Source organism: Acinetobacter sp. C32I (assembly GCF_023702715.1).
Lineage (GTDB): Bacteria > Pseudomonadota > Gammaproteobacteria > Pseudomonadales > Moraxellaceae > Acinetobacter.
Genome location: NZ_CP098480.1, coordinates 4,083,225 through 4,099,442, shown reverse-complemented (window position 1 = coordinate 4,099,442; position 16,218 = coordinate 4,083,225). Strand labels below are relative to the sequence as shown.

The following is a 16,218-nucleotide window of genomic DNA, read 5'->3' as shown; positions in this document are numbered from 1 at the left end:
GTCATAACATCATGGAAATAGAGCTAAAATTTCAACTCCCTGAATCTAAGAAAAAAAGTGTGTTGCAGCTTTTAAGCAAACAAAAAGCACAAAAAATTCAGCTACAAGCAAAATATTATGACACTGCTGACCGTTTACTGGCAAAAAATTATGTTGCAATTCGTCTGCGTCAGGAAGGTGAACATTGGGTGCAAACCTTTAAAGCGGCCAGTAAAAACCATTTACAACGCATCGAAGAAGATATTTATTTAGGTAAATGTGCTGAAGAACCTGAACTGGATTTATCTTTATACAAACATAATCAAACAGTTCAAACTGTACTTCGCGATGTTTTAGGTGAAGCACCTGCTGAACTAAAGCTGCAATTTCAAACTGATGTACAACGTACCTTCCATATATTCGAGTTTGAGGGATCTCAAATTGAAGTCTGCTTAGACGATGGTGAAATCCGTACGCCAACTGATCAAGCCAAAATCTGCGAAGTTGAATTTGAGTTAAAACAAGGATCAGCACAGTCTCTGATTGATTTTGCCAAAACATGGGTAGATAAATATCAACTCTGGCTCGATGTGAGAAGTAAGGCTGAACGTGGTAATTTATTGGCTATGGGCAAAACGGTATCTCCTGCTAGCAAAGCGAAATCATTAGGCTTAGAGAAAAATGTCAGTGCTGAACAAGCAATCAAACTGATTATCGAAAATACGCTTAATCATATCTTACCCAATGCAGCCGCAATTGCTGACGGTGTAGCCGAAGCGGATCATATTCACCAAGCTCGTGTTGGTTTACGTCGTTTACGTTCTGCTTTAAAGCATTTTTCTAACTGGTCTGCCCAAATTGATCCCTCTTGGGAAAGCCAATTGGCTGATATTTTTAGAGCATTAGGTCAATCACGTGATAACGATGCGATTCAAGATTCAGTTATTCCTTTAGTAAAAGAAGTCTGTGATTTTGATTTCCCACTCCCTGAGCGTGTTGACAATAGTGTTTCTCAGTTATTCAGCCACACTCAAACCACACAGCTATTTTTAGCATTACTCAGCTTCATCTATAGTAAACATGAGTCTAAATCTAAACTTTCTAAACAAGCTGCTAAAAGCTTAACCAAGCTTTACCAAAAGATTCAGAAAGATGCAGCTCAGTTTTCAACTTTAGAAGTTGAGCAACAACATCGTACTCGTAAACGCGTCAAACAATTGCGTTATTGCATCGACTTTATTGCAGCAATTTATCCTGAAAAAGAGGTTCAACAATTCTTAAATAAGTTACAGCCAATTCAGGAATATTTAGGGTTTTATAATGACCTGTTTGTTGCTGAACAAATCTTTGAGCAACAAGTTGCTGAACAGCCGCAGTTTTTATTTGCTTTAGGTTGGGTTAAAGCACAGCGACCACATGTGGCCAAGAAAGCGAATAAAAAGCTTCAGACCCTATCTGCTCAGGATGCTTTTTGGGATGAAAAGCGATAGCTCCATTTCCTTAAATCGCTATCGTGCTTGGCGGCATGGATACCGCCACAAATAATCTAAGTCCTACAAAAAGCGGATACTCGGAAACGTCATCAGCAACCTGCGTGATATAAGCAAAGTAATGTTTCTGCGATACATTTTAATAAATCCAAGAAATAGACAGGTTTTGCTGATGACAATGGTTTTGCCTACTTTGTCCGAAAACAAAGTAGGAAATCACCTACGCGAAAACATCCAAACTTTATACAGCTCTTGTGGCTGTGCTATTATTTTTTAATGGAAATTAGAGTTCTAAACTATTTATTCCAATTAAATCATTTACCGATACTTCCCAAAAATCTTCCACGTTCCATTATCCGCAATCGGATCACTATAACTATCATTACGCTGCTTCCGCGGCTTATCCCGAGCATCGACCAATTTAAAATGTCGCTCTACACTCAAAATCACCCCATTCATATAAAACCGCGTTCGGGTATAGTCACTTTGCCCATGTTGGAAAACATAAGTTCGTAAATCAATAAACTCACGATGTGCAACTAAGGCAGCCATATCATCACTGCCCAACCATTCCTGCATTGCAAAAATCTGATCCGTCTCAAACTGCCCACATTTTTCTAACAAAGCCGCCACACCACGAAAAGTTTTCGATTCCTTAGCTCGTGTTTTATTAATTCGAATCCGATCGACATGAAAGAAAAATAGCGGCAGATTTAAATGACTCGGCAAATGAATCGCATCCACAATTTCATCTTCCATAAAAGGCTGGCATAACTGTTGTGCCCGTTCAATCAAGGGTTGCCATTGTCGATAATATTCATCCACGTCTTGTTGCAACCCATAATAAATAGGCAAGCCTTCAACATGCTCTAAATATTGGGGTGGATAAATATGCTGGCGTAATAAAGCAATATCCGTTTTTAAACTTTGAATCGCGATTGCATCTTGCATAGTGATTATTCTAATTGCTTAGGCTATTTTAGGTTAAGGCAAAGGTTTAGTTTCGACAAGGCTTTGTCTATAATAATGTGTCTTAACTTGTCGCTGGGAAAAACCATGTCTCAAAAAATTAACGCCACTGATGTGACGGAAGAAGAAGCTTTAAATGCAATCTTTTTTGAGCGTGCAGATGAGTTCATTAAGCTTGCCAATGATTTCTGCCGACCACCTAAAGGTCAGCAAGCCAAGCCAGAAGAATTACGTGGTCAGGTCAGTGCAGCCATGTTATTCGCCACTGCCCGTTTTAATACCTGGGTCGCAGCCAACAACTTTAAAGACGGCGAAGAAATGCGTGATGCCAAAGAGCAAGTGATGTCTTATCTGCTACAACAATTCCAAATGATGTTAGAAGATAACTTTGACGAATATTGTGAACAGTTTGAGAACTACCTACGTTTCCGCAAAAATGAAGATTTTCATGCCCATAAACATGACCATTAATGATTGAGTCAAAAATAAAGCCACCTCATCGGTGGCTTTATTTTTGATTGCTTATTTCAAGTTTTGAGGCTGACCATATTGATCCGCCATCACTTCAACAAACTGATCAAGCTTGATGTATTTTTTGATGGCCGCATTGACATCTTCTTTGGTCAATTTCGCAAGCTCCTGATCACGCTCTGCACGATCCAACAGCGTTTTGTTTCGCTCTAACTGACCTGTCAGCATGCCATGAATATTACGTTCATCTTCTAAAGCTGTTACACGTTTTTTCATGATATCTGCTTTGGCTGCTTCCACTTCCTGCTCAGTCACGCCTTTGCTCAGCAACTCATTCAATACCTTGTGTACCGACTGTGAAACTTGCTCAGAACGGCCAGAGGTATAATTTGCAGTAATGCTTAAAGTACCATCATCAATATCTGGATCAAGATCTAAGCCACTGCCAAAACCATACACCAAAGCATTCTTCTCACGTAGCTCTTGAGCCAAACGTGATGAAAGTTGTGAGTTACCCAAGATATGGCTAAGAATAATCAATGCAGGTGCATCTTTATGGTATGAACCCACAGGCAATGCCAATACACTTTGATAACTGCCGAACTCACGTTGTTCCGATAAAGCATGCACTTTCTGTGCTTTATATACCGTATATTGACCTGTTACTTTAGTGAAAGGCTGCTTCGCTTTCCAAGAACCAAAGGCTTTTTGTAAGGTCTTTTGCATTTTCTTGGCATCAAAATCACCTGTTACCGCAATTTGTGCATGGTCGGTCTCAAAGAACTGATTATAGAATTGTTTGACCTGTGGCTGAGTTGCTTCACCAATCTGCTTTTTCGCAAGTTCAGGTTCAAAGTGATAACGCATATCCCCCGGTTGATAAATTTCCAGAATTTTCGCTAAGGTCATTGATGACACAACCGCAGGTTCCGTATATGGACGATCCAGCACAGATAGGCTTTGATTTTTCGCCAAATCAAATTCAGTTTGCGAGAATTTCGGTTGTTTGATGACATCAATAATAAAGTTTAGGAAGTCTTCAAATTTATCTTTCTTGGCCTGAACCACAATGGTAAAGCCATTGCCATTTGAACTTACCGATGCCCCACCACTTGCAGCAATGGCTTTATCGGTAATTTCTTGCAAGCTATGCTTTTCAGAACCACGCAACATTAAATAGCTGGTTAAATCTAAAGTGATGCCTTTACCAAATAGGGCTTTTTCATCACCGAAATCCAAGCTAATCGTGGCATAGGTTTTATCGTCACGTGTAGGCGTTGGGAATAGCGCGTAGCGAATGCCATTCTTTAACTCACCACGCTGAATTTTCTGCTCATTCTTTTGCAGTTGCTGCGCAGATTGTGCCATAAACTGGCTGACTTCCTGCTTATAAACACTGGCATCTTTTAAAGGTTCAGGCTTTTCAGCAGTTTGGTCGAGCGTTTTGGGCTTTTCTTCAGCTTTCAGCGTCATTGCTTTTTTCTGATCTTCAGGCGTCGGTAAAATATCACCTGAAATACGATGGGATGACACTAAAAACTCTTTTAGGGTTTGGTTGGCATCTTTTAACTTTAAATCTTTAACTGCTTGTAAATCTTTAAAATATTGATCCCATTGCCCTTGAGAAGAAACTGCATAATCGCTTAGACGCGAGCCTAAAGCCACCGCATCATTCATAATCGTATCCGCATCATTTTGCGTGATATTTTTAATCCGTTGTAACTCAGCCTCACTAAACTCATGGCTGTTTTCGACACCTGCCGTAAGCGCATCATTGACCTTTTTGGCATCATGATTCGGTGCATAAATTGCGCCCATGAACACCAAATTAAAATCTTGATCTAACCATGTGGTCGATTGCACTGCTGTACTAATACCTGTCTCTACCATACTTTTATACAAAGTACCGCTTGGTTGCATGGTATACAATGCAGGTGCTAAGGCTAAAGCAGGCTGCAACTTGGTATTTTTGCCATTCATATAAATATGGAATTTGGCTAAATCACTGCCCTTGTGTACGGTAAACTGACGCTGTTCAATTTTGCTTGAATCCAACACTGGCACTTGTACTTGAGCAGGCACAGCACGCGCTGCAATTGGACTAAAATATTGGTCAACTTTATTGAGTACTTCAGTCTTATCAAATTTACCTGAAATCACCATCACTGCATTATTTGGCGCATACCAAGTTCTATAGAACTGATTCAATTCATTTAGCTGAATGGATTTTAATTCAGGTAAATCGCCAATCGGCAAACGCCCCAGATATTGGTTGCCATAAGCCGCTTTCCACATTTGATCCATCAGAACCGCAAAAGGTTGATCCATACGGATTTCACGTTCACGTTTTACGATTTCAATTTCAGAGGGTACAAATTTTTCTTGCAGTACCAATTTGTCCATACGCTCAGATTCCAGATATAGAATCTCATTCAGCGCATTTTTTTCAGGACGAACAATATTCAAATATTTGGTCGAGTAATAATCCGTGCTGGCATTGGTCGTTAAGGTAAATTGATCTAAACGGCGCTGAAACTCATCACCTTTGACATTTTGCGTACCTTTAAACGCCAAATGTTCCAATAGATGTGCCAGACCACCTTTGCCCTTTGGATCATTCAATGAACCCGTAAAATAGACCGTATTAACATAAACTTTGTTTTCTTTATCGTTTGGCGCAAGAATAACTCTGAAACCATTATCTAATTTATATTCTTCAATATTTTTTTCACTTTTTACGAGTACTGTCTGAGACCAAGACGTCGCACTCAACCCGATCAAACAAAGAGAGAGAGTAAGCTGCTTAAACCGCATTAACATAATTTATCCAAGTAATTTTGGTGATTTAAATAAAAACGTCAAGCTATAGTAGAGAACGATTCGCATTTTTAATAGTTATGTTTTGAAAAAAGCTGTTTATTTAAACAGCTTTTATCTTTGTTTTTGCACAGTTTAAGTTAAATTTCAGATTGCCAGTTCTGCTTGAAGATACAATTTTGCATAACCTGAAATTTCAATACGATCTTCAGATGCAATGACACAATCTAAAATTCCACCCCGTTTAGAGGCTTGAAAGGCTTTTAATCGAGTCTGATTCAATTTTTCAGCCCAGAGTGGAACAATCGCCGTATGAATTGAACCAGTTACAGGATCTTCGTCAATGCCAATTGCTGGCGCAAAATAACGAGAAACGCAATCAAACTGCCCTTCACCTCTGGCGGTAATGGCAACATCAGGCTGAGAAGCGGTAATCGCAGTACGAATTTGTCCCAGTTGTTTTAATTTTTCCAAATCGGGTTGTTCATCCAAGACATCCTGTACGGTTTCATATTCAATAATATAGGCTTGGACATTACGATAAACTGCTTTAAAAGGCTTGGTGAGTCCTTCACGTAATACTGGAGGATAGTCACTAACCAACTCTGCTTTACGAATCGGGAAATTCATTTTAATTTTACCATCAGCATCTTGGCTGACGATAAAAATACCCAGATCACGTACATGAAACTGAATCGTTTCTACCTTGGTGAAATCTTTAAATAAAACAAAAGCACTGGCCAAAGTAGCATGCCCACAGAACGCAACCTCATTGAGTGGAGAAAACCAACGAATCTCATAATTGGTTTCATCAATCGTTTTTACAAAAGCCGTTTCAGATAAATTGTTTTCCATGGCAATATTCTGCATCAAACGGTCATCTAACCATTCATCAACGACGATTACACCAGCAGGATTGCCTTTGAATAATTCTTGGGTAAAAGCATCCACTTGATACATCTTCATAACACGGCACTCGCTCTATTTTTCAGCTATTTTTGAACATCTGGTCCAGAAATTATAGATACAGATTTTTCTAAATTTACGATACACCGTTGCTTTTCTGGTTCAACCTACTTAAACGTCTAAAATTCAAGCCAAAAATGTGTTTCGCTTGCTAACAAATCCGCTTAAAAGTCCAATGATTTAGCATAATTCAAAATAAGCCATACAGAATATTCACAATAAAAAAATTGAAGCTCACTATGGTGTTAGGCAGATTTAATTCGTGAGAAAAGAAATGCCTATTTCTGTGAATGCTGTCGTATTTGATGATTTTGAAACCCTCGATATTATGGGACCAGTTGAATTGTTTGGCTTGCTGCACGAACATTATCAAGTCCAGTTTTATAGCCTGAATGGTGGACTAATTTCCAATAAGCATGGTGTCTGTATTCAAACCAAATCCTTTAGCGAAATGCACGTGAATGACCAAAGTATTCTGCTCGTTCCTGGTGGTATCGTGACCTTTGAACTGATCAAAAATCAGCAGTTTCTTGATCAACTTAAAACTTTAGCGCTTCAAAGTTCACATGTTCTAACCATTTGCACCGGTAGTTCATTACTGGCAGCGACAGGTCTTTTAAATGGTGTTAAGGCAACATCAAATAAAATGGCATTTGAATTTGTACAAAAACTCAATGACCAAGTATTGTGGCAAGCCCAAGCCCGTTGGGTGATTGATGGGAAATTCTATACCTCATCGGGTGTGAGCGCAGGTATGGATATGACCCTTGCCTTCATCCATGATACACAGGGTGAAAAAGTTGCCCAGCTTTGTGCTGAAGAGGCCGAATATATCTGGAATAGCAATCCAAACATTGATCCCTTTTGTAAAGTAAAAGCAGGCTAATCAACGCTGAATATGAAGATTTATTTATTATCACTTGCTGTAGGTGTGTTAAATTTTGAAATCACCTACAGCAAAACATTTAGTTTAAACAACAAAACCTTTAACATTTTTTGACTTTCATAGTACGTATATAATTCAGGCAGCCTAATTCTATTAATAAGAGCTGACACCCCCACAATAAATTAAATACAATCCAGCTCATTATATAAAAACCAATTAAACAAACACATAATTTATAAACAAATCAGGCAATTCTTTGCATAAAAATTATAAAGGTGACAATCTTTATCCAATTATTTTTAAATTTTCTATTTATTTTAATAATTCTGGATATTCATAATATGCAAGCATTTATAACAAGAGGGTGTTTTACTAATCACGGCGGCAAGATCGTTGAAGGAGATGATTTTTGGCTGGTAGATGGTAAAGCAGCTCATTTAGAGGGAATGAGCCATTATTGCCCTAAATGTAATGTAGTTTCAAAAGCGATAGCAACACAACGAGGTTTTATTCAGGTTAATGGACGTAATTTAATTGTCGCTGGCGACCAAGCAACATGTGGTGCTAAGTACATGAAGATTTCTGACTTAGCTGTGCGTACTGGCGGCTCTGGTTCCAATACTAATTCAGGCCCAGCAAGTAATCTCCAAAATATTATTGATCAATTAAAGTTTGATGAACGTGTTCAATTGATCGATAGAGATGATAATGAGCCATTGGTGAACATACCATATTACTTAAAGGACTCTACTGGCAGAATTGTGGCTTCAGGAACTACAGATAAAAATGGATATACAGAAAGGTTTTATACGGCCAAAGCTGAAGATATTCACATTTTTATCGGAGAACCAGAGTGACACAAGGAACCTGCAAAACCAACAAAAATACTGGATCTGTACATAAACAGCCCATCAAGTTAAAAGAATATTTGATATGTGTTTATTACCAAAAACCATCAAAGAGCGATGATAAAGCCTTTCAAAGAGCATCAAACCATTGGTTATCTCAGCTGAGGCTCAAAAACTGCGATGATAATTATCTATTCAAAGAGTACCAAGTTACTTCAGGCCAAGACTTTAAAAAAGTTTGGAAGGAAATCTATGACGAGATAAATAAGAATGTTGCTAAGGTCAAGGAAATGCATGTTTTTAGCCATTCTAGTAAAACAGATGGTGGTAATGATGGCCTAGAGTTTTTGAGCACTAGAAACGCTCGTAATGAAGTTTTAGAGGATGGTACAATTTCCTATAGTGAAATATCCCAGTTAGAGAAATTGCGCTGGTCTCCAAATGCTAATCTCGTTTTGCATGGCTGCAATACAGGACTAAGAGGGACTTCACCTCAATCCATTGTAGATGTATTTGCAATACGGCAAGAAAAATGTAGAGTTCATGGTCAAAGAGGCTGGGCTTATTTTTCTAGAAAAGAAGCTGTTTACGAGCGCACTTTTCCAACAGATAGAGAGATCTATTTATGGGCCTACAGTAGAGGAAATAACAGCTATGTGGGCAATGTTATCGGTGGTGAACGAATCCCAGCTTTAATTGTAGAAAAGAAGAAGTGATATGAAAGTAAAAATCCTATTTTGGAGTGCTATTCTAAACATTATCGGAGTTTTGTTAACTTATGCCCTGTCTTTTATAACAAATAACAATCACTATGCTGTTTCAATTGATAAGTTTTTCATTTTCACCTCAACTTTAATATTAATTATTACATTAATTCTGAAAAATAGAACAATATTTATTATGAGCATTATCGCATTATTACTGAGTATAAGCATGAATATATTTAACATCAGTATTAGCTATCAAAAATGGTTAGAGCGAGAGCAGCCAGAATTAGGCCATCGAAGTACAGATTTTAATAGCGAAAAAATATAATCATAAAACAGCCTCAATAATTAAAGTTGAGACTGTCTTAGCACGGCATTAATTTAATTAGCTCTCAATTTGGAGTATGCTACCTATTACATATCACTCAATACTCATCTTTTGCATATTGTTTAATTTTTTATTGACCTTCTGCAAAGAGATAATATCCAAGTTCTTGAGCTGTAGCATGTTTGATATCACCTACGGCCGATGCGGTATCTTCACAAACACAAGCAGTATTATCATGGATAATCTCCACACACATTGAGTTTAAATAACCGTTTAACAAAATTCTTTAGATCACAATTGATTCCTTTTATTCGGCCCTATCTTTCTTAACAAGATAATTTTTTGTTTTATCTCTCCTAAAAATGAGTGGCCTAAAACCACTCATTTTGACCGAATTATTTTCTCAGACTCAATCAATTCTGACATCGAAACCTAGGTTTTCAGCAATCATCAGCGTTTGATCAAGATTGATAATCGCCTCTTTAATCTGGGTTTCTTTCGGGTCTAAGGCACTCAGATCACTGCCTCTTAAATCGCACTCGGTAAAATCTGCACTGTGTAACCATGCACCAGACAGATCGCTATCTCGAAGCGAGCTGCCATGGCAACGTGCTCCCGTCAGATCAGCTTCTCTTAAACGGGTTCTCAAAAAAGAGGCTTTTTCCAAATCCGCTCCCGGTAATCCCACAAAGGCCCAATCACTGTCCTCGACCTGCATATGATGAAACTGACAATCGCTAAACATACTGCCGACAAATTTGCAGTCAGTAAATTTACTATCAAAGAAGTTGCAGAAATAAAAAGTACAATTTAAAAAAGCACTACGCTGATGAACCGAGGCATTAAAACGTGCCCGACGGAAGGTACATTCATTAAAAATAGCCCCTGAGCTTTGTGCTTCTGACAGATCTAAGTCAACAAACAAAGTCCGCTCATATTTTTGATTACTCAGTACTTGCCCATAGCAATCCAGACTGGTGATGGTTTCTGTGGTTTTTGGCGCGGCTGCACCATATTTTCTTTCAGCCATGATGTTCAATTTTTATTTTCGAATAGATCAACATAGGCCATGCTTTCAGTTTTGTACATGTTTTTCTCCTGACTTATTTATCTCAATTCTAAATAAAAAAAGAGCGGCAAAACCGCTCTCTTATTATGTGGAAAACTAATCTTCCATATGTTGAATTATGGCTTGTCCAAACTCAGAACAACGCAGTAAGGTTGCATTTGGCATCAACCGTTCAAAGTCATACGTCACCGTTTTCGCAGAGATCGCGCCTGAAACGCCTTTAATAATCAAATCTGCGGCTTCCGTCCAGCCCATATCTCGCAACATCATTTCAGCAGATAGGATGATTGAACCCGGATTGACTTTATCCTGCCCTGCATACTTCGGTGCAGTACCGTGTGTGGCTTCATAAACGGCAATTGCACCGCCAATATTCGCGCCTGGTGCAATCCCAATGCCGCCCACTTCTGCTGCAAGTGCATCAGAAATATAGTCACCATTTAAGTTCAGTGTCGCAATCACCGAATAATCGGCTGGTCGCATCAAAATTTGCTGTAAGAAGGCATCAGCAATCACATCTTTAATAATGATATCTTTACCTGTTCTTGGATTTTTAATTTTTACCCAAGGCCCACCATCCAGCAACTGACCACCAAAACGTTCCATTGCAAGTTCATAGCCCCACTCTTTAAACGCCCCTTCGGTATACTTCATGATATTGCCTTTGTGTACTAAGGTTACCGAAGGTTTGTCATTATCAATTGCGAACTGAATCGCTTTACGAACCAAGCGTTGGGTGCCTTCTTTAGACACAGGTTTAATCCCAATGCCGCAATCAGTTGGGAAACGAATTTTGGTTACCCCCATTTCTTCTTGCAGGAATTTAATCACCTTCTTGGCTTCTGGCGAATCTGCCTTCCATTCGATTCCTGCATAGATATCTTCCGAGTTTTCACGGAAAATCACCATATCGGTAAGTTCAGGATGCTGAACCGGTGAAGGAACACCTTCAAACCACCGTACTGGACGCACACAGACATAGAGATCGAGTTCTTGACGCAATGCGACATTTAAAGAACGAATACCGCCACCTACAGGTGTCGTCAATGGCCCTTTTATTGATATAATAAATTCACGTAAAGCATCAAAAGTTTCTTCTGGCATATAGCTGCCATATATTTTGTCTGCTTTTTCACCGCAGTAGACTTCCATCCATTCGATCGAACGTTTGCCACCGTAAGCTTTTAGCACAGCGGCATCTACTACTGCTTTCATTGCTGGTGTAATATCCACACCAATACCATCACCTTCAATAAAAGGAATGATCGGACGATTTGGAACATTCAGTGACAGGTCTGCATTTACTGTGATTTTGTCTCCATCAGCAGGAACCACGATCTTCTGATAACCCATTTTGCAGGTTCTCCCTCATGTATTTAGCGATTATCTCTATGCCTTCTATGGCATACTTTCGTTTTTTATTGCATGAAACAGTTTAGTTCAAAACTGGTTTTTTTGAGATTTATACGGGAAATAACTACATTTTCCCATTAAATAGCAACCTTTATTGTTATGATGCCGCCCATCGCCAAAGCAGTATACTTATATGAAAATAGTCGTATTCAACAAACCTTTCGACGTTTTGTCACAGTTCCGTGAGGATTCCGCTCATCTCACACTCGCCCATTTTATCCATGATCCTGATTTGCGTCTTGCAGGTCGTCTTGACCTCGACTCAGAAGGACTAATGTTCCTGACCGATCATGGTGGTCTGAATCAATACATCACCAATCCAGCCAACAAGAAGTTCAAAACCTATCTTGCACAAGTCGATGGTGATGTGACCGAAGAAGCCTTAGAGCAACTTCGCAAAGGTGTCGAGCTGGCTGATGGAATGACCTTACCGGCTAAGGCGGTGAAAGTCGATCAACCCGAATGGTTATGGGATCGTGATCCTCCTGTACGTTACCGTGCCAATATTCCAACGACTTGGATTGAGCTTCAGATTTGTGAAGGCCGTAACCGTCAAGTGCGTCGTATGACGGCTGCAGTTGGTTTCCCAACGTTACGTTTGATTCGTACTAAAATTGGTGCGATTGATCTGGTTCGTTTAGGTTTACAACCAGGCGAGCAAACCGATATTGAACCTTTGCTGTATCCTGATTTTAAAGATCTCCCAGAAGATAAGCCTTATCGTTCACGTTCATATGTGAAAAAGCCTGGTGGCACGGGTGGTAAACCTATGCACCAGAAAAAGAAAGAAGGTGATAAAAAAGACGGTGACAAGAAAAAGTCAGGCACAAAACGTATTTGGCAAATGGATGAAAGTGAGAAACCACGTCGTAAGACCAATGGTACAACCCGTCCAAACACCAAAGCACCGCGCGGTCGTAGCCGTAATGGTCGTTAGAATTTAGATGTTTTAAAGCCCACTTTCGTGGGCTTTAAAACATGCGCTAAACAACAGATGATTCAGAATACAAAAGAATAAATATCAAAAATGCATTTTATGAAATAACCCAACATAAGTAAGGGACAACCATAAATTATAAAGTAATCATATTTATATTTATTTAGCCGTCTTTCACGAAGAACTTTACACCAATAAATCAAGATCGAAAGATTTACGCAGAGAGCAAAAATAAGACTGATCACTAATTTACCAACAAGTGTTGATAATGATGGAGAAAAGAACTCCCTATTATTTATAATTTTATATTTATCATTATTAATTAAGTCAAAATATTTAACTCTAACCGACTTCACCTCACCTAAATCATTAACTCGGGCTTCGTAGGCTAAATTTTCGACTTTAAAGCCATACTGATAATCACTCCACTCTCGACATAAATGAATCATAGTAGCACCACAGAAAATATCTCCGAGATAAGAACCATCATTGTAAAGCTCAAAATAGTATGTCGTTTTTTTAGCCTGATATTTTTCTACATAAACTCTTATTTTCTCATCTGCTTCAACATATTCTTGTTTCTTTTGATAAATATGATTTTCAATAAAACTGCAAGTGGATTCCGAAACGATATAATAAGATAGATGTAACAATAAAAAAGCTGCCATAAAAACAGAGGAATGCGTATCAGCCCGAGTTTGCCCCATCTTTTACTTTAAAACCCCAAAATCGAAAAATCCGACTCATATTAATAAAAAGCCGATGCTTTCGCATCGGCTTTTTTCACTACCAACAAAATTGGCAGTAATATTTTAAAACTTAAGCTGTTTCAAGAGCTGCATTAAGCGTCGCACTTGGACGCATAACTGCATTCACTTTTGCAGGATCAATTGCATAGTAACCACCGATATCAGCAGCTTGGCCTTGTACTTGAGCAAGCTCAGCTACAATCTTCTGCTCATTTTCAGCAAGTGCTTTTGCAAGTGGTGCAAATTTCGCTTTTAACTCAGCATCTTCGTCTTGCGCTGCTAATGCTTCAGCCCAGTACAATGCTAAGTAGAAGTGGCTGCCACGGTTATCTAACTCACCTGTACGACGTGATGGTGACTTGTCGTTATCCAACAATTTACCTGTTGCTTGATCAAGTGTCTTGGCAAGCAATTTCGCACGGTTATTGTCTTCTTTGATACCAAGCTCTTCCAAAGACACTGCTAACGCAAGGAACTCACCGAGTGAATCCCAACGTAAGTGGTTTTCTTCAACTAACTGCTGTACATGTTTCGGCGCTGAACCGCCTGCACCTGTTTCGTACATGCCACCGCCAGCCATTAACGGCACGATCGATAACATTTTCGCTGAAGTACCCAATTCCATAATCGGGAACAAGTCAGTTAAGTAGTCACGTAAGATGTTACCTGTTACCGAAATGGTATCTAAACCACGTGCTACACGCTCAAGCGTATAACGCATTGCACGTACTTGTGACATGATTTGAATATCAAGACCTGTAGTGTCATGATCTTTCAAGTATTTTTCAACTTTTTTGATCAATTCATTTTCGTGCGGACGGTATGGGTCAAGCCAGAAGATCGCAGGCATGCCTGAGTTACGCGCGCGTGTTACTGCAAGTTTCACCCAATCACGGATTGGTGCATCTTTCACCTGACACATACGCCAGATATCGCCTTCTTCTACATTTTGTGACATCAACACTTCACCCGTGTCTAAATCAGTAATGTTGGCAATACCTGCTTCAGAAATTTCGAAAGTCTTGTCGTGTGAACCGTATTCTTCTGCTTTTTGCGCCATCAAACCAACGTTAGGTACAGTACCCATAGTACGTGGATCGAAGTTACCGTTCCACTTACAGAAGTTGATCATTTCTTGGTAGATACGTGCGAAAGTTGATTCAGGCATCACAGCTTTACAGTCGTAAGGTTTGCCATCAGCACCCCACATTTTACCGCCACCACGAATCATTGCAGGCATAGAAGCATCTACAATCACATCGTTTGGTGAATGGAAGTTGGTGATACCTTTTGCAGAGTCAACCATTGCAAGTGCAGGACGGTGTTCTTGGCAAGCATGCAAGTCTTCGATGATTTCTTCACGTAAAGACGTCGGTAAAGTTGCGATCTTTTCATAAAGACCTGCCATACCGTTGTTTACGTTAATGCCAAGTTCATCAAACAACTTACCATGTTTTTCAAAAGCTTCTTTATAGTAAATTTTCACACAGTGGCCGAATACGATCGGGTGTGACACTTTCATCATGGTTGCTTTTACGTGCAATGAGAACAAAATGCCCGCTTCACGACAATCTTCGAGTTCTTTCTCGTAGAAGTCACACAGTGCTTTTTTGCTCATAAACATTGAGTCAATAATTTCACCGTCTTGAAGCGCAACTTTTGGCTTAAGTACAATGGTTTCACCAGACTTCGTGATGAGTTCCATTTTTACATTACGTGCACGGTCTAAAGTCATTGATTTTTCACCGTGGTAGAAGTCGCCTTCATCCATGTGAGAAACGTGAGTTTGAGACCATTGTTTCCACTCGCTCATTGAATGCGGGTGTTTTTTTGCATAATTTTTCACAGCAGCTGGTGCACGACGGTCAGAGTTACCTTCACGCAAGACCGGGTTTACTGCTGAACCAAGGCATTTACCATAGCGTGCCTTGATCTCTTTTTCTTCTTCAGTTGTTGGATTTTCTGGATAATCAGGAATCGCATAACCTTTCGACTGGAGCTCTTTAATACATGAAACGAGCTGAGCAACAGACGCACTGATGTTTGGAAGTTTAATGATATTGGTATCTGGATCTTGTGTAAGACGACCTAACTCTGCAAGGTTATTGTTTACCTTTTGCTCATCTTTAAGGTAATCTGAAAATTCTGCGAGTACACGCACTGCAACTGAGATGTCACTTTTAACAATCTCAATGCCAGCAGGTTTTGTAAAGGTCTCAATGATCGGTAGCAATGAATAGGTCGCTAATAACGGCGCCTCGTCAGTCAGTGTGTAAATGATTTTTGACTTTCCACCAGCCATATATAGCCCCTTGTGTTGGATTGAGTTATGGATAACTGCGCTTGTGGCCCAGCTCCTAGAACCGATTTGCTTAAACAAACTTGAGAGTATCAGCGTTCATCACATGGTAGTCAACGCAATATCCAGTGATAACGACATTTCGATAAAAAATACTACAAAATGATATAATAGTAGCATCATGCCATATATATATGCGGTCAAGTTTTGGCTTTTCAAATACAAACCGCTGTCTGCTATCCCTGTAGATGTCGAATTGATCATTTAGCAAACAAATACATACATTGCTC

14 protein-coding genes are annotated in these 16,218 nt (G+C 39.3%); 7 read left to right on the top strand and 7 right to left on the bottom strand.

Annotation, left to right across the window (positions count from 1 at the left end; translation table 11 throughout):
• The first annotated feature begins 11 nt into the window (after nt 1-11).
• On the top strand, nt 12-1,469 hold the full coding sequence (locus tag NDN13_RS19435) for a CYTH and CHAD domain-containing protein (RefSeq protein ID WP_251116624.1): 1,458 nt from the start codon (nt 12-14) through the stop codon (nt 1,467-1,469).
• A gap of 318 nt (nt 1,470-1,787) precedes the next feature.
• Here the strand turns inward: NDN13_RS19435 and NDN13_RS19430 are convergent, their stop codons facing one another.
• Nucleotides 1,788-2,420: a hypothetical protein gene (locus tag NDN13_RS19430; protein ID WP_251116623.1), complete on the bottom strand. Its 633-nt coding sequence runs from the start codon at nt 2,418-2,420 to the stop codon at nt 1,788-1,790.
• 105 nt (nt 2,421-2,525) lie between these two features.
• Here NDN13_RS19430 and NDN13_RS19425 point away from each other — a divergent pair, with 105 nt between their 5' ends.
• Entirely contained in the window at nt 2,526-2,909 is a 384-nt protein-coding gene (locus NDN13_RS19425) for a DUF3144 domain-containing protein (protein WP_005323001.1), read from the top strand.
• A gap of 51 nt (nt 2,910-2,960) precedes the next feature.
• Here NDN13_RS19425 and NDN13_RS19420 read toward each other — a convergent pair whose 3' ends face one another.
• Together NDN13_RS19420 and NDN13_RS19415 are read right to left on the bottom strand one after the other, a co-directional pair.
• Complete coding sequence (locus NDN13_RS19420; protein WP_251116622.1) at nt 2,961-5,729, bottom strand: M16 family metallopeptidase; 2,769 nt, start codon at nt 5,727-5,729, stop codon at nt 2,961-2,963.
• 144 nt (nt 5,730-5,873) lie between these two features.
• Complete coding sequence (locus NDN13_RS19415) at nt 5,874-6,692, bottom strand: PhzF family phenazine biosynthesis protein (RefSeq protein ID WP_251116621.1); 819 nt, start codon at nt 6,690-6,692, stop codon at nt 5,874-5,876.
• Between the two features lie 274 nt (nt 6,693-6,966).
• On the opposite strand from NDN13_RS19415, the gene NDN13_RS19410 reads away from it, so the two are divergent.
• The 4 genes from NDN13_RS19410 (at nt 6,967) to NDN13_RS19395 (ending at nt 9,461) form a co-directional block, all read left to right on the top strand.
• A complete protein-coding gene (locus tag NDN13_RS19410; RefSeq protein ID WP_251116620.1) occupies nt 6,967-7,578 on the top strand; it encodes a DJ-1/PfpI family protein in 612 nt (203 codons plus the stop codon).
• Nucleotides 7,579-7,919: 341 nt separating this feature from the next.
• Complete coding sequence (locus NDN13_RS19405; RefSeq protein WP_353050829.1) at nt 7,920-8,435, top strand: PAAR domain-containing protein; 516 nt, start codon at nt 7,920-7,922, stop codon at nt 8,433-8,435.
• Nucleotides 8,432-9,142, top strand: a complete 711-nt coding sequence (locus tag NDN13_RS19400) for a hypothetical protein (RefSeq protein ID WP_251116618.1) — start codon at nt 8,432-8,434, stop codon at nt 9,140-9,142. Before NDN13_RS19405 ends, NDN13_RS19400 begins: the two co-directional genes overlap by 4 nt.
• Nucleotide 9,143: 1 nt before the next feature.
• Nucleotides 9,144-9,461, top strand: coding sequence for a hypothetical protein (locus NDN13_RS19395; protein WP_251116617.1), 318 nt, complete (start codon nt 9,144-9,146; stop codon nt 9,459-9,461).
• A 409-nt stretch (nt 9,462-9,870) separates the two neighbouring features.
• On the opposite strand, the gene NDN13_RS19390 is transcribed toward NDN13_RS19395, so the two are convergent.
• Entirely contained in the window at nt 9,871-10,491 is a 621-nt protein-coding gene (locus NDN13_RS19390) for a pentapeptide repeat-containing protein (RefSeq protein WP_251116616.1), read from the bottom strand.
• Between the two features lie 135 nt (nt 10,492-10,626).
• Complete coding sequence (gene icd, locus NDN13_RS19385; RefSeq protein ID WP_251116615.1) at nt 10,627-11,883, bottom strand: NADP-dependent isocitrate dehydrogenase; 1,257 nt, start codon at nt 11,881-11,883, stop codon at nt 10,627-10,629.
• Between the two features lie 193 nt (nt 11,884-12,076).
• Between icd and NDN13_RS19380 the strand changes: the two genes are divergently transcribed.
• On the top strand, nt 12,077-12,880 hold the full coding sequence (locus tag NDN13_RS19380) for a pseudouridine synthase (RefSeq protein ID WP_251116614.1): 804 nt from the start codon (nt 12,077-12,079) through the stop codon (nt 12,878-12,880).
• Nucleotides 12,881-12,942: 62 nt separating this feature from the next.
• On the opposite strand, the gene NDN13_RS19375 is transcribed toward NDN13_RS19380, so the two are convergent.
• Both NDN13_RS19375 and NDN13_RS19370 read right to left on the bottom strand, forming a co-directional pair.
• Nucleotides 12,943-13,587 (bottom strand): hypothetical protein, encoded by a 645-nt coding sequence (locus NDN13_RS19375; protein WP_251116613.1) that lies wholly within the window; start codon nt 13,585-13,587, stop codon nt 12,943-12,945.
• Between the two features lie 112 nt (nt 13,588-13,699).
• Nucleotides 13,700-15,931 (bottom strand): NADP-dependent isocitrate dehydrogenase, encoded by a 2,232-nt coding sequence (locus NDN13_RS19370; RefSeq protein WP_251116612.1) that lies wholly within the window; start codon nt 15,929-15,931, stop codon nt 13,700-13,702.
• Nucleotides 15,932-16,218: the final 287 nt, after the last annotated feature.

Coding starts and splice junctions, on each gene's coding strand:
- NDN13_RS19395 (WP_251116617.1), top strand. CDS start 9,144: ATGAAAGTAAAAATCCTATTTTGGAGTGCTATTCTAAACATTATCGGA.
- NDN13_RS19370 (WP_251116612.1), bottom strand. CDS start 15,931: ATGGCTGGTGGAAAGTCAAAAATCATTTACACACTGACTGACGAGGCG.
- NDN13_RS19390 (WP_251116616.1), bottom strand. CDS start 10,491: ATGGCTGAAAGAAAATATGGTGCAGCCGCGCCAAAAACCACAGAAACC.
- NDN13_RS19435 (WP_251116624.1), top strand. CDS start 12: ATGGAAATAGAGCTAAAATTTCAACTCCCTGAATCTAAGAAAAAAAGT.
- NDN13_RS19375 (WP_251116613.1), bottom strand. CDS start 13,587: ATGGGGCAAACTCGGGCTGATACGCATTCCTCTGTTTTTATGGCAGCT.
- NDN13_RS19420 (WP_251116622.1), bottom strand. CDS start 5,729: ATGTTAATGCGGTTTAAGCAGCTTACTCTCTCTCTTTGTTTGATCGGG.
- icd (WP_251116615.1), bottom strand. CDS start 11,883: ATGGGTTATCAGAAGATCGTGGTTCCTGCTGATGGAGACAAAATCACA.
- NDN13_RS19380 (WP_251116614.1), top strand. CDS start 12,077: ATGAAAATAGTCGTATTCAACAAACCTTTCGACGTTTTGTCACAGTTC.
- NDN13_RS19410 (WP_251116620.1), top strand. CDS start 6,967: ATGCCTATTTCTGTGAATGCTGTCGTATTTGATGATTTTGAAACCCTC.
- NDN13_RS19425 (WP_005323001.1), top strand. CDS start 2,526: ATGTCTCAAAAAATTAACGCCACTGATGTGACGGAAGAAGAAGCTTTA.
- NDN13_RS19415 (WP_251116621.1), bottom strand. CDS start 6,692: ATGAAGATGTATCAAGTGGATGCTTTTACCCAAGAATTATTCAAAGGC.
- NDN13_RS19405 (WP_353050829.1), top strand. CDS start 7,920: ATGCAAGCATTTATAACAAGAGGGTGTTTTACTAATCACGGCGGCAAG.
- NDN13_RS19430 (WP_251116623.1), bottom strand. CDS start 2,420: ATGCAAGATGCAATCGCGATTCAAAGTTTAAAAACGGATATTGCTTTA.